Consider the following 21,800-nt stretch of genomic DNA (forward strand, 5'->3'; position numbering starts at 1 on the left):
AACTTTTTAATTGTGTTATTCTGTTTTCTACTTAAAACTTATATTCTTTCCGCGTCTCATTCCCACAATAATCGGTCACGATCACTTCCAGCTTATGGGGCACTCCCCTTTTCAAACGCTTCGGGTACTTCATTGACAACCGGGCTGTCTTCGAGCTGAAACTGAAAAGCTCAAACCGACCATCAATCATCACCTTGTAATCTCTCACACCTGTCTCGGCATCACCAATCTTAAACTGTATGTTTCCGCTTTTCCACTGAGACCGGTTCAGGGGAGTGACTCGCGGAGAAACCGTATCGACAGCCACGGTATATGTTCCCAACTCACGAATGGTTGTTTTCATCCAGCCGTCATCAAACTTCCCTCCGGCAGAACCCTTCCTGTTTCCCCACTTACGAACTACATAATATTTTGATGTGTCTTCCACCGGAAAACGATGCACGCCAATCATCAACGTACATCCCGCCTGCAAAGGCACTGCCTCATCATGCAACCGATATTCGTATGCAATGGCAGCAGTATCCTTTATCACCTTAGTGTTCAATGCAATGTCTTCATACAGCATGCCTCGCGGAATGACCAATTCCATTCCGGGTTCCTGTATCACATTGCCTTTATCCCATTCCAAATAATGTTTTGCTTGCGGATTATATTCTTCTATCGGCATCCGGCATCCACGCACCACAAACCGATATGTGTTCTTATTGCCATATAAATCCTCCAGTTCATAACGGAAGTGATAATCCCTCTCCTCGTCAATCGTCACGACTCCTCCCTTCTCATCAGCCTGTAACATACGCAAAGGATTTCCCGGAAGTATCTGTGAACGCATCACCCAACTGTTTTTCTTCACATGTTCCTCATAATCCGTCCAAGCGTTAATCATGCGGTTTTCTTCAGGCAAAACGCCATCCACCGTACTACGGAACACTTCAGCCGTATCTACATAAAGTACGACAGACCGCACCCCGTAATTGTTATGCGTACCGTCCATGTAGTCGTATGCTTTTATACCTGCTGCTATTTCTCCCCAAGCCTCAACCGGAGTTCCCAATGCGGCAACCGGAATCGCTTTCTTCTTCGGAGAACCGCTCACCACTCCTTTCCCCGGCTGAGGATAAAGCATCACCAAAGAAGCACGAGGAGGAGTCGTGTCTTTCACCTTATCCGTATAAAACTGCAAAGGGTCTATCAGCTCACCTGTATCCGTACGACGAATCTCCATATGCAAATGAGGACCAAACGAATATCCTTCATTACCGCTCAAAGCAATAATCTCACCGGACTTAAACGCCAGTTGGCCGGGTTCAAACTTCAAGTCTACCGCAAAAGTCTCATTCTCATACTGATATTCTTCCACCAGCTTTGCCACAGCCGGAGCGAACTTTGAGATATGTCCATACACGGAAGTATAGCCATTAGGATGAGTGATATACAAAGCCTGCCCATAACCTCCGGGCGTAACCGACACACGGCTTACATAGCCGTCGGCAATGCAATGAATAGGCTTGCCAATCTCCCCCTGCGTTTTAAAATCAACTCCTCCGTGAAAATGATTGGCACGCAACTCACCAAAGTTTCCGCTTAAAGTCAACGGAAAATCAAAGGGGGAAATAAAAGGTTTTTCGGGATGTTCCTGTGCCCGGGTAGCCAAACAGCCTCCCAATGCAAGGAGCAATATATAACTGCGTATCGTCATTTTTCTCCTATCTGTTTTTTTGTTCTTTTCCGCCCCTGCATACGGGCAGGTGCAAACTTACAAAATAAATTCAAAAGTTCCTCTTAATTTGTGTTGCTAAACATACTTCACAGAGAAAAAAAACAGAGCAGCAAGGAACCTACTTTTCTGACATTTTGTTACCTTTGATACATTCAAACCCCTTAAATGTGACGATTATGATAGTAGGAATTCCTAAAGAAATCAAGAACAACGAGAATCGTGTATCGTTAACCCCCTCGGGAACACGAGAATTAGTACAAAGAGGTCACACGGTATATGTCCAGCACACTGCCGGTATCAACAGCGGATTTACTGACGAAGACTATGAAAAGGCCGGAGCACATATACTCCCCTCCATCGAAGATGTATATGGAACAGCCGAAATGATTATCAAAGTAAAAGAACCTATCGAAAGCGAATACGGCTTGGTGCGCGAGGGGCAATTGGTATTTACCTATTTTCACTTTGCCTGCGACCAACAGTTGACGGAAGCCATGATAAAAAGCAAATCGGTGTGTATGGCTTACGAAACGGTAGTAGACAGGCAGGGCGCCCTTCCTTTATTGATTCCAATGAGTGAAGTAGCCGGCCGCATGTCTGTGCAAGAAGGTGCACGTTTTCTGGAAAAGCCACAAGGCGGGAAAGGAATTTTACTGGGTGGAGTGCCGGGGGTAAAACCTGCAAAAGTATTAGTTTTGGGCGGTGGAGTTGTGGGAACCAACGCCGCTTTAATGGCTGCCGGACTGGGAGCAGACGTCACTATTTGTGATATATCCCTTCCACGCCTAAGGCAGCTAAATGAATTTATGCCCAAAAATGTGAAAACATTATTCTCATCCGCTCACAATATAGAACAGGAACTCGCTACCACCGACTTGGTAATAGGTGCTGTTTTGATTCCCGGAGCAAAAGCTCCTCACCTCATCACCCGCCCTATGCTCAAACTGATGAAAAAAGGAAGTGTGCTGGTAGATGTAGCCATCGACCAAGGAGGTTGTTTTGAGACGTCACACCCAACCACACACGCCGAGCCGACATACGAAGTCGATGGAATCATTCATTATTGTGTAGCCAATATTCCCGGAGCAGTGCCATGCACTTCTACTTTGGCACTGACCAATGCAACATTGCCTTACGCCGTCAAGTTGGCAGATATGGGATGGGAAAAAGCCTGTGAAACAGATTCCGGACTCAAAAAAGGCTTGAATATTGTAAATGGAAAAGTCGTATTCCCGGCTGTTGCAGAAGCCTTCGGATGGAAAATATAATCCTCCTTAAAGAAGCAAATGTATTAAAAGCCGGAAGAAATTATCATGGTGATAATGATATGGCTTTTAATACATTTCTCTATTTCAACCATAAAGACTAACAGCTTCCGGGCATAACAATGGCATAGAAATCCAGTTTATCCTCTCACAAGCCACTGCATATAATAAAATCAGACTCTTTAAGGCAAGAACATTTTACAGTCACCGGCCCCATCATTTTTTTCTCTTTTCTTAATAATATTATCAAATATTCTCCTATCTTCGCAAGAAATTGATAAAATACACGATATGAAATGTTACAAATTCATTAGTTTATTGGCTGTGTTCTTTGCGATAACAACATTGACACACGCCCAAAATGCAGGTCCCTGCACGGGAAGTGAGTATGCCACTGATGCAGAGTTTTTCCGTGCGTATGCCTCTGCACAGAGTAGTGATGCAACAGCTTCCAAGAAAAAAGCCATGACCGGTGCCCGAACAGCCCTTGAAAACCAAATCAAAACAAAAGCAGAAGCTGCTGCCAAATCGCAGACTAAGATATCCGGTGCTGACATTGCTCAATTCAACAGCCTGATTCAGGGAGTGATACAGCAAGAAGTAGTCAAAATGAAAGTCATCTGCGAGAACAGTGAACAAGCCGGCGGACGATATAAAACACATATCGTAGTAGAAGTTACCAAAGCAAGTGTATTGACGAATATTGTCAACAGTGCCAAAAGTGATGAAAAACTGAAAGCGAACTTCGAAGAAGGTAAATTCAAACAGGCTTTTTAAGCCCTCACTAAAACTCCTTGGTCTTTTTCAAAAACTCTTTGATCTTTTCTGAAAACTCTTTAGTCTTTTCCAAAAACCTCAAAGTCTTTTTAAAAGCCTCTCGAACCTTTTCCAAAAGAACAAACGCCTAAGAGTCTTTCAAAAACTCTCAGGCGCTTTAAATATACCTAAGTTCTGATACCTAATCTTAGAACAATAATATATAAGCCAATGTACTCAAGCTGATTACCACCCACAAAATCACTCCCTGAATAAGCGGTTTCATTCCTACTTGCTTTAATACATTCATCGACAATGACGCACCGATAAAAAACATCGTTATAATCAACCCTTTACGTGCCAAACCCGAAATGGCCTGTCCCAGTTGAGGAATGCCATCCAACACATAAGTATTGAGAATGATAGCACCTATAAAGTAAAAGATAAACCAGGGAACACTGATTTTCTTGCCACTTCCCTTAAAGATAAATGAAGTAGCTAATGCCAATGGAATAATCCACAGCGCACGAGTCAATTTAATCGTTGTAGCCACTTTCAAGGCTTCCTCACCATAAGCAGCCCCTGCACCTACCACCGAACTGGTATCATGAATGGCAATCGCTGCCCAAGTTCCGAATTGCTGCTGGTCTAATCCCAGCCAATGTCCCAAAACGGGAAAAATAAACAAGGCTATTGCATTCAATACAAAAATAGTAGCCAACGCCACAGACATTTCGCTGTCTTTTGCCTTTAGGACAGGCCCCACAGCAGCAATGGCACTACCACCGCAGATAGCAGTTCCTGAACTTATCAGATAAGAAGTATCACGGTCTATCTTCAATATTTTACGGCCGATAAACATACCGATGAGCATAGTTCCAATCACTGAAAGGATGGTAAACTCCATACCTTCCTTACCGGAAGCCAGAGAAGCTTGAAGATTCATGCCGAAACCCAAGCCTACCACTGAATACTGCAATAAATATTTTGAAGTTTTTTTATTGAACTTGGGATGAGCCTGACCACACACCAATGCGAATATCAAACCTAGGAATAAAGCTACCGGTGGAGTGACCCAATGTGAGAAAGGGGCCAATGCCGGGATATAATCCATTAACAAAAAAACGATCAACGTGGAAAGTATACCTACATAAATTACTTTGTTGTTTTGCTGTAAAGCTGATACTGAAATCATATTTCTACCTTTCTTTAAATGTTATTTTCTGTTTCGGAGTGCAAAGGTAGTATATGTTTCGATAGATCACCAATCGTTTTTATTTATAGGTTATAACTTTTCTTTATAATGTTCGGCAAACTGCATAAATAAAGCCGGCAATCCGTTTTCCTGTCCCTGCAACTGCACAAAGTCAAATTCCCGAAACATAGATAAATCTTTTATTTCCAGCACTTTCATCTCACCTGCATACAATTCTTTATTGACAGAACGTATAGAAAGAATCCCCAAGCAATCACAGTTTTCCAAAAAAAGTTTGATGCTTTCCGTACTTCCCAAATACATTTTCACATTCAGGTCTGATAACTTTATATTGTGCTTTTGAAGAGCTGCCAATAAGATATCCAATGTTCCAGATCCTCTTTCACGCAACACCAAAGGAATTTTTTTAAACTCTTCTAATGTGATTTCATCATATTCCGTCCATTTACTGTGAGTATGAACAACAGGAACCAATTCATCTTGCAGAAATGAAGTATACTTCAAATTAGGCTGCCGGATATTTCCCTCCACCAAAGCAAGGTCTATGCGATGTTCCTGCAGAGCTTTTTCCACTTCCAAAGAATTTCCGTTAAATAAAGACAGAGAGACTTGTGGGAATTTCTCGATAAAGCGTGCCAACAATGGAGGAAGCACATATTGGGCAATAGTGGTACTGGCTCCCAAACGCAGCTTTCCGATATGTTCATTACGCAACAGATTCATCTCATACTCCAGTCGCCCGTATTCTTCCAATATCTTCTCGCAGTGCTCCAATAACAGCCTTCCGGCATCAGTCAGCGATATTTTATTCCCCATCCGCTCAAAGAGACGCGTCTGATACATCGTCTCTAACTCCTGAATATGCTTTGTTATGGCAGGCTGACTGATGAAAAGCTCTTGAGATGCCTTAGTAAAGCTAAGGTTCTTTGCCACACAACTGAATACTCTCAACCGAAAATCAGACATAGTGCTACTTTTATTACAACTCGTCGGCTTTTATCCCTAAAGCTTGCAAAACAGCGAATCCCAACATCTCCCACTGATAAGCAATCGCTTCAGTCGGTGGATTCATGCCAAAGACAGTCATTCCGTCTTTTCCGTCCACCTTATTTAATATAGCGGGAGCTTCATTGCCATACTCTTCTTCCGCAGGAACCGCTATCAAGCGTTTCACATCTTTCGCATCCGCAACCACCCTCAGTGATTCAAGAAACAATTCATCCCTTCCTGCCATATCCGAAGGCTCAAAAGAATAAAAAGCGAACTCACCCAAGTGACTCTTAAAAGCTACATTATTCAATTCTTGACGCAAATCTCCCGGTTGGCAAGTGCTCATATTCTCACTTTCCTTATCATAAATAAGCAATACCTGAATATTATTCTCCCCGAATTGTAGCCCGGCATCCAAAGCCAGGCACTCCATCAGCACCGGCAGATCAGCCTTTGGCAATTCACGCCCCAATACGGTACTAAAGTGCTTTTTCAAGTCGCCACACACTCTGTTCAAATATGCTGCATCTACCAGCATTACAGTTTCTGCAAAATTCATCTCATTCGCCATATTCTTACTTTTGTCATTTTCTTTTCTACATTACCGGTCTAAAGATAGAAATAATCTTTTCTCCTTCCGAAAGTTTTCTGCCTTTTTGTATCCAATTCGGACTTTTTTTCATTTAAGAGCTCTTACACCCTGCCATTTTGTCTGATTCTTTTACCCCAACCACCTGTTTTTCCTCTGCTTTCAGCTTTTGGCAAAGTATTTGAGCATTCTTTACCGAAATCGCTTAAAGCATTGAACAAAGACGTAACGATTCCGTTTTCAATAGGTATTTTGAAATAAAACAGAAAGGAGATACAATATGAATTTTAACAACTTCACAATTAAATCACAAGAGGCAGTGCAGGAAGCTGTGAACCTTACGCAAACCCGCGGACAGCAGGCTATCGAACCGGTTCATTTGCTGGCCGGTGTGCTGAAAGTTGGTGAAAACGTGACTAACTTTATCTTCCAGAAATTGGGGATGAATGCACAACAGGTTACGTTAGTCATCGACAAACAGATAGACTCACTGCCAAAGGTCAGCGGCGGAGAACCTTATCTGAGCCGCGAAAGCAACGAGGTATTACAAAGGGCAACCCAGTATTCTAAAGAAATGGGAGATGAATATGTTTCACTGGAAGCTATCATTCTGGCATTACTGAATGTAAAGAGTACCGTTTCTACCATTCTGAAAGATGCGGGTATGACCGACAAAGATTTACGTGCTGCAATCACAGAACTACGGAAAGGAGAAAAAGTAACTTCTCAATCCAGCGAAGACACTTATCAGTCCTTAAGTAAATATGCCATCAACTTAAATGAGGCTGCCCGCAGTGGAAAGCTCGACCCGGTTATCGGCCGTGATGAGGAAATCCGGCGAGTATTACAGATATTAAGCCGACGTACCAAGAATAATCCGATTTTAATCGGTGAACCGGGTACAGGTAAGACAGCCATCGTTGAAGGTTTGGCACACCGTATCATTCGTGGTGACGTGCCCGAAAACCTGAAAAACAAACAGATTTATTCATTGGACATGGGTGCACTGGTAGCCGGTGCCAAATATAAAGGTGAATTTGAGGAACGTTTGAAATCGGTTATCAATGAGGTGACAAAGTCGGAAGGCAGTATTATTTTGTTCATTGACGAAATCCATACTTTGGTAGGAGCCGGAAAAGGTGAAGGAGCAATGGATGCTGCCAATATCCTGAAACCTGCATTGGCACGTGGTGAACTTCGCAGCATCGGTGCCACAACCCTTGACGAGTATCAGAAATACTTTGAAAAGGACAAAGCTTTGGAACGCCGTTTCCAAACTGTAATGGTTGCCGAACCGGATACTTTAAGCACCATCTCTATTCTGCGTGGATTAAAAGAGCGATATGAAAATCATCATAAGGTTCGTATTAAAGACGAAGCCATTATTGCTGCCGTAGAACTGAGTAACCGCTACATCACCGAGCGTTTCCTGCCCGACAAAGCCATCGACCTGATGGACGAGGCCGCTGCCAAACTTCGTATGGAACGTGATTCTGTTCCTGAGGAGCTGGATGAAATCTCACGCCACCTGAAACAATTGGAGATTGAGCGTGAAGCCATCAAACGTGAAAAAGACGAACCTAAGTTGCAACAACTGAATAAGGAAATTGCCGAATTGAAGGAACAAGAAACTTCCTATAAAGCAAAATGGCAAAGTGAAAAAGAGCTGGTAAACAAGATTCAGCAGAACAAACAGGAAATAGAGCAACTGAAGTTTGAAGCCGACAAAGCAGAACGTGAAGGAGACTATGGTAAAGTAGCCGAAATCCGTTACGGAAAATTACAGGCTCTGGAAAATGAAATCAAAGATATTCAGGAAGACTTAAAGCATAAACAAGGTGACAATGCCATGATTAAAGAAGAAGTCACTGCCGAAGATATCGCTGATGTGGTTTCACGCTGGACAGGAATCCCGGTCAATAAGATGTTGCAAAGTGAACGTGATAAATTACTGAATCTGGAACAAGAACTACACTTGCGTGTGGTGGGACAGGAAGAGGCTATTGCCGCCGTTTCCGATGCAGTTCGCCGTAGCCGTGCCGGACTGCAAGACCCGAAGCGTCCGATAGGCTCGTTCATTTTCCTGGGTACTACCGGTGTAGGTAAAACAGAGTTGGCGAAGGCATTGGCAGATTACCTGTTTGATGACGAAAGCTTGATGACCCGTATCGATATGAGTGAATACCAAGAGAAGCACTCCGTATCCCGACTGATTGGAGCGCCTCCCGGATATGTAGGTTATGACGAAGGCGGTCAGTTGACAGAAGCCGTAAGACGTAAACCCTATTCTGTGGTATTATTTGACGAAATCGAAAAAGCGCATCCCGATGTGTTCAACATCCTATTGCAAGTATTGGATGACGGTCGACTGACAGATAATAAAGGACGGACTGTGAATTTCAAGAACACCATTATCATCATGACTTCTAACTTAGGCAGCTCTTATATTCAGAGTCAGTTTGAGAAGATTAATGATGAAAATCGTGAAGTGATAGTAGAAGAGACGAAGAAAGAAGTAATGTCAATGTTGAAAAAGACAATCCGACCGGAGTTCCTGAACCGTATTGACGAGACAATCATGTTCTTGCCTTTAAATAAAGAAGAGATTGAACAGATTGTGATGCTGCAAATTGGCGGTATCAAGAATATGCTCGCCGACAATGGAATCACTCTCCAGATGACAGATGAAGCAATCCGTTTCATTGCCGGTACAGGATATGATCCCGAATTTGGAGCCCGTCCGGTGAAACGTGCTATCCAACGCTACTTACTGAACGACTTGTCAAAGAAATTATTATCTCAGGAGGTAGATCGTTCTAAACCGATTATAGTAGAAACTGCGGGAGACGGATTGATATTCCGTAACTAATTCTCTATAATCAAACTATATAAAATGCCCTCCCTGCGAATGATTCGAAATTTGCAGGGAGGGCGTTTTATAAATAATAAAGAAAAGTATTATTTTCCTTCTTCTGCTGCCGGTTCTTCAGTGGCAACCGCATTTTGCTCTACAAAATCCGTAATACCATTGCTTACCAAGATATTGTACCATGACAACAGCTTCTTGATGTCACTTGCGTGCACACGGTCACGGTCATAGCTGGGAAGAATTTCTGCAAAATAAGCATGCAACTCGTTTGCAGATACTTTCTTATAGTCAATAGAAGCCACAGCCCCGTTCTCTTTGTTTTTCACTGATTCCAACACTTTGCTCAAAGGCACTTCTTCTGCATCTGTATACATCGCTATATCAGCCAATGAAATAACTTTGTCCTGTCCATAAGCCGGAATTCTTTTTTTAGCGGCGTCAACTGTTTCTACAATCAACATATTCTTTCCTGAAGAAATCAATTTATATAATCCGGGCTTACCCGCGATTGATAAAATGGTCTTTAACATACTATTTCTATTTTATTTATGGTTTGAGGCAGCAAAAGTACAATTCGCGATTGAAACTCCCAAATTTATCATACGAATTTTCCTGATTTTAATTCTTCAATTACCTGAGTCAACTGTGGAAGCAGCGGAACAGTACCATCATTCAAAACCGTAAAATCTGCCCTACTTCGTTTTTCTTCGTCATCAAGTTGTGCCAAGATACGTGCACGCACCTGTTGTTCTGTTGCATTATCGCGCTGCATAGCCCGCTTCACCCTTAACTCCAATGGTGCATAAACCATCACTACAGCATCTACTGTATTTTCAAAACCGGCCTCATAAAGAATGGCAGATTCCATACCCGCTATCTCACACTCTTTCAGTTCTCCAATCCAACGGATAAAATCCTCCCTCACCCTGGGATGAATAATAGCATTGATTTGTCTCACATGCTCAGGAGCCGAAAAAAGATAAGAAGCGAGCAGAGGTTTATTCAAAGCTCCTTCTTTATCATAGACCTCTTTTCCCAATAAAGCAATAAGCTCCCGACGAATTCCCTCATCGGATACCATCAAGCGCTTAGCTTCATTATCAGCATTGTAGACCGGCACATCCATTGTCTCCAGTAAGTGAGAAATATATGATTTCCCACTGCCAATACCTCCGGTAATAGCTATCTTAATCATTGAATATTATTTGTTGTTCAATCAGATAATCCACCTCTTGCGGATTAAGACGCACATGATTCACATAGCGGGGAACAGATTTAAGTTTCACCGGACACTTTTCTCCTTTATTATTCAGTAATTCCTCGTAAGTCACTCCTATAAAAAAATCTTCAGCCGTAATTGCCTTGAAATGACTCAGTCCGACCTGAAAAGTAACCTGCACTTTGGAGGGAAAGGTACGCAATACTTTATCAGGAGGAAAATTCACACCACGCACAGGTACCTCCACACTCTTCTCTGCATATACATCCAGCATGAGCGTTACATCATTAAAGTCGGGAATAAACCGGGCTCCTTTCACTTTTGCCAGACTGATGCGGCGATGAGTCGTATCAGACAGATTCTCTAATACCACCGACTCTGTATAGGCCGTAGTAATGGTATCCAATATTTCCTGAGGAGCATAGACCATTACCGAATCAGGAGAATAGATAACATCAGAAATATAATACTGACGATCTAAATCAATTTTTCCCTGCAACTTGACAGGAACTTTTTTAGCTTCCCCCTTAGTATAAATAAACTCCAATGTGTCAGGCCGAACAGTCAGCAAGCGAGTCGACTGGTTCAATTGACCTGTAATTTTCTTCAACAGAGTAGAAACCGGAATACGTACTTGCGTGCCTTTGCTCTCATAATCCTTAAAATCAATTGTAACCGGATAGAAAGTTTGCCCCAACATATAATTGGTCAATACAGTTCCCCTATCCTTCACTCCTATCTTTAACTCACTGGGTAACTCGGAAGTCAGCACCACATTATTGGGGACATTCTTCATACGGAGAGGAATCGAAAATTCTGTTTCATAATCATCATTCAATATCTGAAGCAACCAAAAACAGAAAGAAACGAATACAAAAAACAAGAAAATCAGAAACTCCCTACTATTACGACTAAGCAGGAAGCTTCTGATTTTCTCTAATGTCCTCAAATAGTAAATACGTATGTTCCTTTTGTCGAACATAGCTTATATAAGTTTTACTTTGTTTGTTGGTTTGCAGCAGCGTTAGCATAGATAGAATTTCTATCAATCTTAATCTTCACGCCTGATGCAACTTCCAATACTACAGTACTATCTTCTATTTCTTTAATTTTTCCATAAATGCCACCGGCAGTTATCACTTCCTGACCTACTTCCAGATTCTTACGGAAATTTGCAATTTCTTTCTGTTTCTTATTCTGCGGACGAATCATGAAGAAATACATAATAGCGAAAATAGCTACCATCATAATCAGGAATGAGTAATCGCCTCCGCCTGCAGCCTGCAGAAATACAAATGATAAATTCATACTTTCAAGTTTTTTTAGTTTATAATGTTGTTACACTTACGATAACAAACAAAGATATTAATTTTTCGTCAGCTTGTTTTCTTTTTTTAATTGATTAACGATTCCATCCAATGTACCGTTAATAAATCCACCACTTTTAGGAGTACTATACAACTTAGCGATTTCCACATATTCATTGAGCGACACACTAACGGGGATATTAGGAAAGCTAAGAACTTCCGCCAAAGCAATCTGCATGATAATCACATCCATAAATGCCACACGGTCAAGATCCCAATTCTTTGTATTCTCACTGATAAGATGACGATAATAGTCAGAATTCAAAATAGCGCGGCGGAACAAACGACGTGCGAAATCTTGATCTTCATCATCTTTAAACTCAGGTAACAACTCTTGTTTAGCACCATTTTTTTCTTCAAAACGCTTGATTGTTTTAAGAACAAAAGTGTCTACAATTTCCTTGTCATCGTTCCAATACAAGCTTTGGTCTTCCAGCACTTGGTCAAGTTCTGCATTATTGAAGATTATCTTCTTATATATTTTGCGCCATACTTCACGGTCTTCCTCATAAGAAGAAGTTTCACTTGCCATATACTCCTTATATATGTCACTTTCCATAATTTGCTCACACAGACTTTTCACAAAATCCGCTTCATTTTCCCACGTTTTCTTCTGATTGCCGGCAAAATCCAATAACTGTTTATTCACCTCCAATTGGGCAATAAAACGATTCTCTACAAATTTGGTGTTGGGAAACAATTCTTCCTTAGTAGGGATAAGTTTGTTTTTCGCAGCATTCAGTTTTTTGTTAGCCTGTTTAGTTACCTCAACCATTAAAAGCAATAGATAGTTATACAAATCATATGCTTTAGAGAGACTAAAGAACAACTCCTTCTCGGCAGTATCCAAGTTTTTCCCTCCGTTCTGATAATAAGCATAGATTATCTGAACTATCTTAAGACGAATAAGAACTCTATTTATCATAATTCACATAAAATTATTAAGGAGTTGCAAAAGTAGGAAAATTCATTGATTTCACATAACATAATTACATTTTTTAATGCAAAATTTGCATAGAAAAGCGGAAAACGCTTTTTTCTTCGAAGTTTATGAGCAAATTCTTTGCCCATTAAAAAAAAATATCCAATTTTGAAGCCGATTTATAAAGATTCAAATTATGGAAGAGAAAAAGAAAAGTGTAGTGGATGGTGATAAAGAAATAGTTTTCTCAAAAGCCATTAAAGCGGGAAAACGTATTTATTATTTAGATGTGAAGAAAAACCGGAAAGATGAAATGTTCTTGGCTATCACAGAAAGTAAGAAAATTGTATCGGGTGAAGGTGACGATTCACAAGTGAGTTTTGAAAAGCATAAAATCTTCCTATATAAAGAGGATTTTGAGAAGTTTACAAACGGACTTCAACAGGCTATTCAGTTCATTACTGACGAACAAGGTCCGATAGAACCCCACCACAGCGAAGACATGCCGGAAGAAAAAAGAACTGAAAACGAAAGTGAAGAAGCTCTAAGCTCTAGTGAAATAAAAATAGATATTGACTTCTGATTTAATGTATAAGTAAGAGTCCGGATTAAAAAATCCGGGCTCTTTTTGGTTAAATCAAAAATAAGCATTACTTTTGCACCGCTTTTTTAAGCTCCATCGTGTGATATACCACATCGTGTGATGGCGAATTAAGCAACAAAATCAACTTAATTTAGAGTAACACAAAAAATTTAAAGAACAATGAAATCAATTGAAATTAAAGGTTCTGTAAGAACAGACCTCGGAAAGAAAGCAACTCGTGAATTGCGTAAAAACAATGGTGTTCCTTGCGTAGTATACGGAGTACAGAAAGATGAAAACGGAAATCCTGTAGCAACTCATTTTTCAGTAACTACCGACGGTTTGCGTAATCTGGTATACACACCGCACATCTACGTTGTAGATTTGAATATCGATGGCAAAACAGTAAACGCTATCATGAAAGATATTCAGTTCCACCCTGTTAAGGATTCTATCCTTCACGTTGACTTCTATCAGATTGACGAAGCTAAACCTATTGTAATGGAAGTTCCCGTTCAGTTGGAAGGTTTGGCAGAAGGTGTACGTGCCGGTGGTAAATTGGCATTGCAGATGCGTAAACTGAAAGTTAAAGCTTTATATAATGCAATTCCTGAACGTCTGACTATTGACGTTACTGCTTTAGGCTTGGGTAAAACCATCAAAGTTGGCGAATTACACTATGAAGGATTGGAATTAATTAATGCCAAGGAAGCTGTTGTTTGTGCAGTTAAATTAACTCGTGCCGCACGTGGTGCTGCTGCAACTGCAGGTAAATAATTACTAACCCCTTAATCCTTTTCAATGAAATATTTGATTGTAGGACTGGGTAATATAGGTGAAGAATACCGAAATACCCGTCACAACATAGGATTCAATGTATTGGACGCCCTTGCAAAGGCGTCCAATCTTGTTTTTACCGATGGCCGTTACGGTGCTACTGCCACCATGTCACTCAAAGGACGTCAACTTATCTTGTTGAAGCCTTCTACATATATGAACCTGAGTGGCAACGCTGTACGTTATTGGATGCAGAAGGAAAACGTTCCATTGGAAAATGTGTTGATAATAGTAGATGACTTAGCCCTTCCTTTCGGAGCTTTACGCCTGAAAAGTAAGGGTAGCGATGCCGGTCATAACGGATTGAAGCATATAGCCGCCACATTAGGAACTCAAGCATATGCCCGCCTGCGCTTTGGTATTGGCAATGACTTTCCACGCGGAGGGCAAATAGATTTTGTATTGGGACACTTTACAGAGGAAGATATGAAAACTATGGACGAACGTGTGGAATTAGCATGTGAAATAATCAAAAGTTTCTGCCTGGCCGGTATTAATATAACCATGAACCAATACAATAAAAAGTAATGGCTGAAGCAAGAATAGATAAATGGATGTGGGCGTCACGCATCTTTAAAACGCGCACAATAGCTGCAGAAGCTTGTAAAAAGGGCCGTGTAAGCATAAACGGTTCACAAGTCAAACCGGCACGTACGGTGAAACCGGGAGATGTGATAGAGGTACGCAAACCGCCTATCACTTATTCTTTCAAAGTTTTACAAGCAATAGAAAAACGTGTCGGTGCAAAACTTATTCCTGAAATTCTGGAGAATGTTACTTCACCGGAACAATATGAACTATTGGAAATGAGTAAAATCAGCGGTTTTGTCGATCGCGCCCGTGGCACCGGACGTCCTACAAAGAAAGACCGACGCAGTATGGATGAGTTTATCACACCGGAATATTTGCCGGACGATGATGACTTTGATTTCGATTTTGACTTTGAAGAGGAATAGATACTAATAAGTATTAATATCCCCCTTGTTTTCCATCAGAACGAAGTGAAAATATGTATGAGCCTACACGTATATGTGCAAGGCCATACATGCTAATCATAGGGATATAAATACTTCACAACTTATATATTAATATTGTATCTCTTTCTTCTTACCCAACAAATGATAAACATCATCTCTCTCGCCCACTACCCATACTACATCACCTTCACAAAAAATCATATTAACATCCGGTCGGATCAAATTACCATCGCCTCGTTCTACCCCTACCACCAAACATCTATAATCATCACGAATACCGCTCTCCTTAATACTCTTACCCAAGAAAAGAGAATTACCATCCACCATAAACTGCTTCAAGTTCATCTCACGCTTCTCAATATCCTCTTCTTCAGCAGCAGAAGAGACTCGCTCCACCTGACGGGCAAATTCCCCCAACTGCTCATCCGTACCGATAACCTGAATTGTATCGCCGGGAAACAAACGGACATTGGCACCCGGAATGTTGATACGATGCATCCCGCGAATAATAGAAGCAACATGCACCCCATATTTATATCCCAAATTCAACTCTTTCAGTGTATGTCCTGCCCAAAGAGAATCCGCCGGCACCTCGAAATCCGAAAGATGAATATCACGTGACAATAAATGTCCCTCATATTCCGGCCGCTTCTGTCCCGTAAATTCAGCATGCATATCACGGAAGCGTAAATTCTGTATAAAAGTACGTTCCATAAAAATAGACTGTTTCTTCAACCAGCGCGAAAGCATCATCATACAAACCAAAATAATAGCAATACCAACCATCAATGCAGTAGATGCCTTGAAAATATTCTCGATAATAAACAAAACAAAAGCCACAGCTATCACCATGCGCAATAAAATGGTAGATAATAACGGAGCACGGTTATAACGATTATCCTGCCACAATGCCTGAAACTCAACTGAATGATTCTTCTTCATAATAATAGCACGCAAAAATGGCGATATACATACAATTGTAAACACTGCACCCGCCAAATTCGCCCAAAACAAAGGTAAACTTGCCCGAAACAGAGGAATGATGAAATGGAAAGAAAGGACAATTACCGCAATGCAAAGCACCGAATAGATGGCGACAATGCGAATAATAGCGGTCAATAGTTTTCTCCAATTATTCTCATGGTTCACCGTCTGCGAACCCGAAGAGTAGCGATCTAAAATTTTTCTCCATTTGTTTGGCAAAACCTTCTCTACCCGATGATAAGCGGGAACAGCAAGACGAATCATATAAGGAGTAAGGAACGTAGTAATAACCGAAACCGCTACCACTATAGGATACAGAAAATCACTGGTTACATGCAGGCTTACTCCTAATGAAGCGATAATGAAAGCAAACTCTCCAATCTGCGTCAGGCTAAAACCACACTGCATTGCCACCTTTAGTGGCTGACCTGCAAGAATCACACCTCCGGTTCCAAATATAACCTGTCCCAAAAGAATAGATAAAGTAATGGCAACAATGGGCCATGCATACTCCACAATCATGGCAGGGTCCACCATCATACCAACCGAAACAAAGAATATTGCGCCAAACAAATCCTTAACCGGCGCCACCAGTTTCTCTATACTCTCTGCCTCTACCGTCTCCGCCAAAATAGAACCCATGATGAAAGCACCGAAAGCCGGAGAAAAACCAACTTTTGCCGCCAGTACTACCATTCCAAAGCACATAGCCAAAGAAACGATAAGTAATGTTTCACTCCCCATCCACTTACGTGAACGTTTCAGAAAAATAGGAATAAGATATATTCCTACTACAAACCAAAGAATCAGAAAGAATACTAACTTACCAATACTGTAAATCATCTCCGTACCCTCAAAATTCTTACTTACAGCCATTGTACTCAGCATCACCATCAACACAATGGCAAGAATGTCTTCCAGTATCAAAATGCTAAGCACCAACCCGGCAAACCGTTGCTGCCGTAACCCCAAATCATCGAATGCCTTATAAATAATGGTCGTTGAAGACATTGCCAGCATACCGCCCAGATAAAGGCAGTCCATGTGTTTCCATCCAAAAGACCAACCGGCTACCATCCCGACCAATATCATACAAAATATAATGGTACACGCCGCTATAATAGCAGTACCTCCGACTTTCATAAGCTTTTTGAAACTAAACTCCAATCCTAAAGCAAAAAGTAGGAAAATAACACCGATATCAGACCAAGTATGAATATTTGCCGTATCTATTACTGATGGTGTATAAGGCATATGCGGGCTTGCCAAAAACCCGGCTACAATATAGCCCAAGACTAAAGGCTGCCTCAACCGTTTAAATATCAGCGTCATAATACCGGCGCAAATAAGAATCAAGGCGAGGTCACTTATAAGGGGAGCCAATTCTGACATAACAATATTTTTTTTGCCTGCAAAATTATAAATTATCTATCAACTGTGGAGTCTTTCACCTGCTTATTTTGTGATAAGTACTTTGTTTTAACTCATTGTCTGCATAACGATAAATATTATGGCAGGTTGGCAAAAAAAATCTCCTCCACCCATATCACAGGCAAGATGAAGGAGATAAAAAAAATGAATAATATTACTTTCTGAACGGTGGTTTGACAACCATCGCCTTTAATTTGCGTCCACGCACATCAATGAAAACCTCTGTGCCCGGTGTAGCATAAGCAGTTTGAATATATCCCATACCGATGCCGATTTTACGAATCGGAGACATCGTTCCACTGGTTACTTCACCAACCTTTTCTCCCTCTGCATTTACCAACTCATAACCATGGCGAGGTATACCGCGATCAATCATTTCAAAACCAACCAATTTGCGATTCAAACCTTCTGCTTTCTGCTTTTCAAGAATAGCACGTGCTGTAAAATCCTTTCCTTCAACAAACTTGGTAATCCAACCTAAGCCCGCCTCCAATGGAGAAGTGGTATCACTCAGATCATTACCATAAAGACAGAATCCCATCTCCAGGCGCAAAGTATCGCGTGCACCCAGTCCTATAGGCTTGATACCTTCAGGAGCACCGGCTTCAAAGATGGCATTCCAAATCGCTTCACCGGCTTCAGGATAGAAATAAAGCTCAAAGCCTCCGGCTCCGGTATATCCGGTATTAGAAATAATCACGTCTTTCTGACCGGCAAATTCTCCGGTAGTAAACGCATAATAAGGTATTTCAGACAGATTCACCGAAGTGAGTTTCTGCAAAACCTCCATTGCTTTCGGACCCTGGATAGCCAACTGCGCCATGCGATCGGAAGCATTTTCCAATTCAGCACCCGCCGTGTTATGGCTGACACACCAATTCCAGTCTTTCTCTATATTGGCAGCATTCACAACCAACAAGTATTTTTCCGGTTCGTAATGATATACCAATAAATCATCTACAATACCTCCCTCTTCGTTGGGGAAACAAGTATACTGAGCCTTACCAATAGGCAAAACAGCTACATTATTAGAAGTCACTTGCTGCAAGAAAGCCAATGCATTCGGGCCTTTTACCCAAAATTCTCCCATGTGGGAAACATCAAATACACCCACTGCATTGCATACAGTGAGATGTTCATCGATAATTCCCGAATATTCGATAGGCATATTATAGCCGGCAAATTCGTGCATCTTTGCTCCCAGAGCAATGTGTTTCTCGGTAAACGGAGTCGTTTTCATGTTATTATTCAATTATTTTTTAAGGTTATTATATTCGTCTTATCTTGCCACCAATTCTGAAATCTTCACCACTACCATCATGGCTTTTTCCAATGACTGAATAGGAGCAAACTCATATCTGCCGTGGAAATTCAGACCGCCGGCAAAAATGTTCGGACAAGGCAGTCCTTTGAAAGAAAGTTGTGCGCCATCCGTTCCGCCACGAATCGCTTTCACCTTCGGAGTCACACCGGCTTCTTCCATCGCCTTGAAAGCTATATCGATAATATGCATGACCGGTTCAATCTTTTCACGCATATTATAATACTGATCTTTCAATTCTACTGTCACTGTTTCTTCACCATATTTCTTATTAATCTCAGCTGCCCACTTCAACATATTCTCTTTACGCGCTTCAAATTTGGCACGGTCATGGTCACGAATGATGTAAGACAGCGTAGTTTGTTCCACCTCACCGGTAATACCTACCAAATGATAGAATCCTTCATAGTTTTCTGTACACTGGGGAGTCTCTCCATCCGGCAATAAATTCATAAACTGATTGGCCACACACATGGAATTTATCATCTTATTCTTGGCATATCCCGGATGCACGTTACGACCCTTTACAACTACTTTGGCAGAGGCTGCATTGAAATTTTCAAATTCCAGCTCACCTACCTCTCCTCCATCCATTGTATAAGCCCATTCACAACCAAACTTTTCCACATCAAACTTATGAGCACCCAACCCAATTTCTTCATCTGGATTGAAACCTACCCGAATCTTTCCATGTTTAATTTCGGGATGCTCTTTCAAATAAACCATCGCAGTAATGATTTCTGCAATACCGGCCTTATCGTCAGCTCCCAGCAGCGTCTTTCCATTGGTTACAATCAAATCTTCTCCTTTGTGGTCCAGCAATTCAGGGAACCGATTAGGAGAAAGAACAACATTCTCTTCCTCACACAAGACAATATCCGAACCGTCATAACCATAAACGATACGCGGAGTCACTCCTGCACCGGTCATATCAGGACTGGTATCCATGTGAGCAATAAATCCTATCGTTGGTACCGGTTTGTCGGTATTTGCCGGCAAGGTAGCAAAAAGATAACCATTCTCGTCCAATGAAATTTCTTCAAAGCCCAGTTGTTCCAATTCAGATCTCAAGTATTGTGCAAATACCATTTGTTTGGGTGTACTGGGCGTCACACCACTATTATCGTCTGATTGAGTATCGAAACTTACATACTTTAAAAATCGTTCTATCAGTGTCATTTTATCTTCCTATTTTTAATATTCAATGCTGTAAAAATAGGAAAAGAGCCGTGAATTGCCAAACAATTCACGGCTCTTTTTTCATTCTATCTTATTATTTTGATATCAGAAACAACTGGAACCATCAAAACAATGCGTACAAACTTTGCACTTTGGCAAACCGATAGCTTCAATTAAGGTTTCCAATGTATTGAACTTCAACGAAGTCAATCCGAAACGGTCGGCAATCATTTGCACCATCTTTTGGTATTGAGGTGAATCTGTTGCAGCATATTTTTCAAGATCTTTATTCTCATCTCCTTCTATTTCCTTAATCATGCGGCGTGTTATCAGCTCCAAGTCACCTTTTGATGCAGTAAAGCCAAGGAAAGGACAACTGTAAATCAACGGCGGGCACGCAATACGCATGTGAACCTCTTTTGCTCCATAATCATATAAAATCTTCACATTATCACGAAGTTGAGTTCCACGTACAATGGAATCATCACAAAACAAAACACGTTTTCCTTCCAGCATGGCACGATTGGGAATCAGCTTCATTTTTGCTACCAACGAACGCATTTCCTGATTGGCAGGAGTAAAGCTGCGGGGCCATGTGGGAGTATATTTGGTTATGGCACGATGATAAGGAATGCCTTTTCCTTCGGCATACCCCAGCGCCATACCTACGCCGGAATCAGGAATACCACAGGCACAATCCACTTCCGAATTATCCTTCTGCCCCATTTTATAACCACTCATAAAACGCACTTCCTCCACATTCCTACCCTCATAGCAAGAAACCGGGAAACCATAATACACCCACAAAAAAGAACAAATCTGCATTCCTTCATTCGGCTTGCGCATTTGTTCCATTCCATCGGCACGCAAGCGGATAATTTCGCCGGGGCCCACATATTTTTCAATTTCATAATCCAGATTCGGCAGACTGCTCGACTCGCTGGTCGCAGCATAAGCCCCCTCTTTCTTACCAATCACGATGGGAGTACGTCCCCATTTATCACGCGCCACAATAATACCGTCTTCGGTCAGCAGCAACATGGAGCACGACCCTTTTATCTTATTAAATACATTTTCGATGCCATCTACAAAGTCCTTGCCCTGAACAATAAGCAATGCTATCAATTCCGTTGGGTTTGTCTTTCCCAAACTCATTTCGGAAAAATGCATATTCGCAGCCAGCAAGTCACGCTCCAGTTCCGAAATATTCTGAATCTTGGCTACTGTAACAATGGCAAATTTACCCAAATGCGAATTGATTACTATCGGCTGAGGATCTGTATCACTAATAATACCTATACCCGAGTTACCTTTAAACTTCGGGAGTTCCAATTCAAACTTTGTGCGGAAATAAGAGTTTTCCAAATTATGGATAGACCTCATAAATCCTTCTCCCTTGGCATAAGTAGCCAAGCCTCCTCTTTTTGTACCTAAATGTGAATTATAGTCCGTTCCGTAAAATAAATCGGTAACGCACTCAGTCTTTGAGACTGTTCCAAAAAAACCACCCATTCCTTTTTGCTGTTTTTTGTTTAGGGTGCAAAATTACTAAAATCTCTGGAATAAACGAACAAA

Annotated in this window: 20 protein-coding genes; 7 read left to right on the plus strand and 13 right to left on the minus strand. The window is 41.3% G+C overall.

What is annotated here, in order from left to right:
• Positions 1-31: 31 nt before the first annotated feature.
• Entirely contained in the window at positions 32-1,699 is a 1,668-nt protein-coding gene (locus tag HMPREF1534_RS10270; RefSeq protein WP_005939837.1) for a M23 family metallopeptidase, read from the minus strand.
• 197 nt (positions 1,700-1,896) lie between these two features.
• Here HMPREF1534_RS10270 and ald point away from each other — a divergent pair, with 197 nt between their 5' ends.
• Positions 1,897-2,988: an alanine dehydrogenase gene (gene ald, locus HMPREF1534_RS10265; RefSeq protein ID WP_005939840.1), complete on the plus strand. Its 1,092-nt coding sequence runs from the start codon at positions 1,897-1,899 to the stop codon at positions 2,986-2,988.
• Positions 2,989-3,276: 288 nt separating this feature from the next.
• On the plus strand, positions 3,277-3,762 hold the full coding sequence (locus HMPREF1534_RS10260) for a hypothetical protein (protein WP_005939843.1): 486 nt from the start codon (positions 3,277-3,279) through the stop codon (positions 3,760-3,762).
• 187 nt (positions 3,763-3,949) lie between these two features.
• Here HMPREF1534_RS10260 and HMPREF1534_RS10255 read toward each other — a convergent pair whose 3' ends face one another.
• The 3 genes from HMPREF1534_RS10255 to HMPREF1534_RS10245 all read right to left on the minus strand — a co-directional run bounded on the left by HMPREF1534_RS10255 (position 3,950) and on the right by HMPREF1534_RS10245 (position 6,518).
• Positions 3,950-4,936 (minus strand): YeiH family protein, encoded by a 987-nt coding sequence (locus tag HMPREF1534_RS10255; protein ID WP_005939845.1) that lies wholly within the window; start codon positions 4,934-4,936, stop codon positions 3,950-3,952.
• A gap of 90 nt (positions 4,937-5,026) precedes the next feature.
• Entirely contained in the window at positions 5,027-5,923 is an 897-nt protein-coding gene (locus tag HMPREF1534_RS10250; RefSeq protein ID WP_005939847.1) for a LysR substrate-binding domain-containing protein, read from the minus strand.
• A gap of 13 nt (positions 5,924-5,936) precedes the next feature.
• Positions 5,937-6,518, minus strand: a complete 582-nt coding sequence (locus HMPREF1534_RS10245; protein WP_005939851.1) for a DUF6621 family protein — start codon at positions 6,516-6,518, stop codon at positions 5,937-5,939.
• A 298-nt stretch (positions 6,519-6,816) separates the two neighbouring features.
• Between HMPREF1534_RS10245 and clpB the strand changes: the two genes are divergently transcribed.
• Positions 6,817-9,405: an ATP-dependent chaperone ClpB gene (clpB, locus tag HMPREF1534_RS10240; RefSeq protein WP_005939854.1), complete on the plus strand. Its 2,589-nt coding sequence runs from the start codon at positions 6,817-6,819 to the stop codon at positions 9,403-9,405.
• 89 nt (positions 9,406-9,494) lie between these two features.
• On the opposite strand, the gene HMPREF1534_RS10235 is transcribed toward clpB, so the two are convergent.
• The 5 genes from HMPREF1534_RS10235 to nusB form a co-directional block, all read right to left on the minus strand.
• Complete coding sequence (locus HMPREF1534_RS10235) at positions 9,495-9,935, minus strand: DUF5606 family protein (protein WP_005939858.1); 441 nt, start codon at positions 9,933-9,935, stop codon at positions 9,495-9,497.
• Between the two features lie 68 nt (positions 9,936-10,003).
• A complete protein-coding gene (gene coaE, locus HMPREF1534_RS10230) occupies positions 10,004-10,600 on the minus strand; it encodes a dephospho-CoA kinase (RefSeq protein WP_005939861.1) in 597 nt (198 codons plus the stop codon).
• A complete protein-coding gene (locus tag HMPREF1534_RS10225; RefSeq protein ID WP_005939864.1) occupies positions 10,593-11,606 on the minus strand; it encodes a CdaR family protein in 1,014 nt (337 codons plus the stop codon). Before HMPREF1534_RS10225 ends, coaE begins: the two co-directional genes overlap by 8 nt.
• A 14-nt stretch (positions 11,607-11,620) precedes the next feature.
• The gene (gene yajC / locus HMPREF1534_RS10220) at positions 11,621-11,932 is read right to left on the minus strand and encodes a preprotein translocase subunit YajC (protein WP_005939868.1); all 312 of its coding nucleotides are present in this window, start codon (positions 11,930-11,932) and stop codon (positions 11,621-11,623) included.
• 57 nt (positions 11,933-11,989) lie between these two features.
• The gene (gene nusB / locus HMPREF1534_RS10215; RefSeq protein WP_005939871.1) at positions 11,990-12,916 is read right to left on the minus strand and encodes a transcription antitermination factor NusB; all 927 of its coding nucleotides are present in this window, start codon (positions 12,914-12,916) and stop codon (positions 11,990-11,992) included.
• A 193-nt stretch (positions 12,917-13,109) separates the two neighbouring features.
• Between nusB and HMPREF1534_RS10210 the strand changes: the two genes are divergently transcribed.
• The 4 genes from HMPREF1534_RS10210 (at position 13,110) to HMPREF1534_RS10195 (ending at position 15,289) form a co-directional block, all read left to right on the plus strand.
• A complete protein-coding gene (locus HMPREF1534_RS10210) occupies positions 13,110-13,496 on the plus strand; it encodes a PUR family DNA/RNA-binding protein (protein ID WP_005939875.1) in 387 nt (128 codons plus the stop codon).
• 180 nt (positions 13,497-13,676) lie between these two features.
• Entirely contained in the window at positions 13,677-14,273 is a 597-nt protein-coding gene (locus HMPREF1534_RS10205; RefSeq protein ID WP_005939878.1) for a 50S ribosomal protein L25/general stress protein Ctc, read from the plus strand.
• A gap of 24 nt (positions 14,274-14,297) precedes the next feature.
• Entirely contained in the window at positions 14,298-14,861 is a 564-nt protein-coding gene (pth, locus tag HMPREF1534_RS10200; RefSeq protein WP_005939880.1) for an aminoacyl-tRNA hydrolase, read from the plus strand.
• Positions 14,861-15,289 (plus strand): RNA-binding S4 domain-containing protein, encoded by a 429-nt coding sequence (locus tag HMPREF1534_RS10195; protein ID WP_005939883.1) that lies wholly within the window; start codon positions 14,861-14,863, stop codon positions 15,287-15,289. Before pth ends, HMPREF1534_RS10195 begins: the two co-directional genes overlap by 1 nt.
• Positions 15,290-15,418: 129 nt before the next feature.
• Here HMPREF1534_RS10195 and HMPREF1534_RS10190 read toward each other — a convergent pair whose 3' ends face one another.
• The 4 genes from HMPREF1534_RS10190 to HMPREF1534_RS10175 form a co-directional block, all read right to left on the minus strand.
• Complete coding sequence (locus HMPREF1534_RS10190) at positions 15,419-17,686, minus strand: cation:proton antiporter (protein WP_005939886.1); 2,268 nt, start codon at positions 17,684-17,686, stop codon at positions 15,419-15,421.
• Positions 17,687-17,879: 193 nt separating this feature from the next.
• The gene (gcvT, locus tag HMPREF1534_RS10185; protein WP_005939890.1) at positions 17,880-18,965 is read right to left on the minus strand and encodes a glycine cleavage system aminomethyltransferase GcvT; all 1,086 of its coding nucleotides are present in this window, start codon (positions 18,963-18,965) and stop codon (positions 17,880-17,882) included.
• Between the two features lie 39 nt (positions 18,966-19,004).
• Positions 19,005-20,225 (minus strand): peptidase T, encoded by a 1,221-nt coding sequence (pepT, locus tag HMPREF1534_RS10180; protein ID WP_005939893.1) that lies wholly within the window; start codon positions 20,223-20,225, stop codon positions 19,005-19,007.
• 105 nt (positions 20,226-20,330) lie between these two features.
• Positions 20,331-21,737, minus strand: coding sequence for an amidophosphoribosyltransferase (locus HMPREF1534_RS10175; RefSeq protein ID WP_005939896.1), 1,407 nt, complete (start codon positions 21,735-21,737; stop codon positions 20,331-20,333).
• Positions 21,738-21,800: the final 63 nt, after the last annotated feature.

This window comes from Phocaeicola massiliensis B84634 = Timone 84634 = DSM 17679 = JCM 13223, from assembly GCF_000382445.1.
GTDB classification, from domain to species: Bacteria; Bacteroidota; Bacteroidia; order Bacteroidales; family Bacteroidaceae; genus Phocaeicola; species Phocaeicola massiliensis.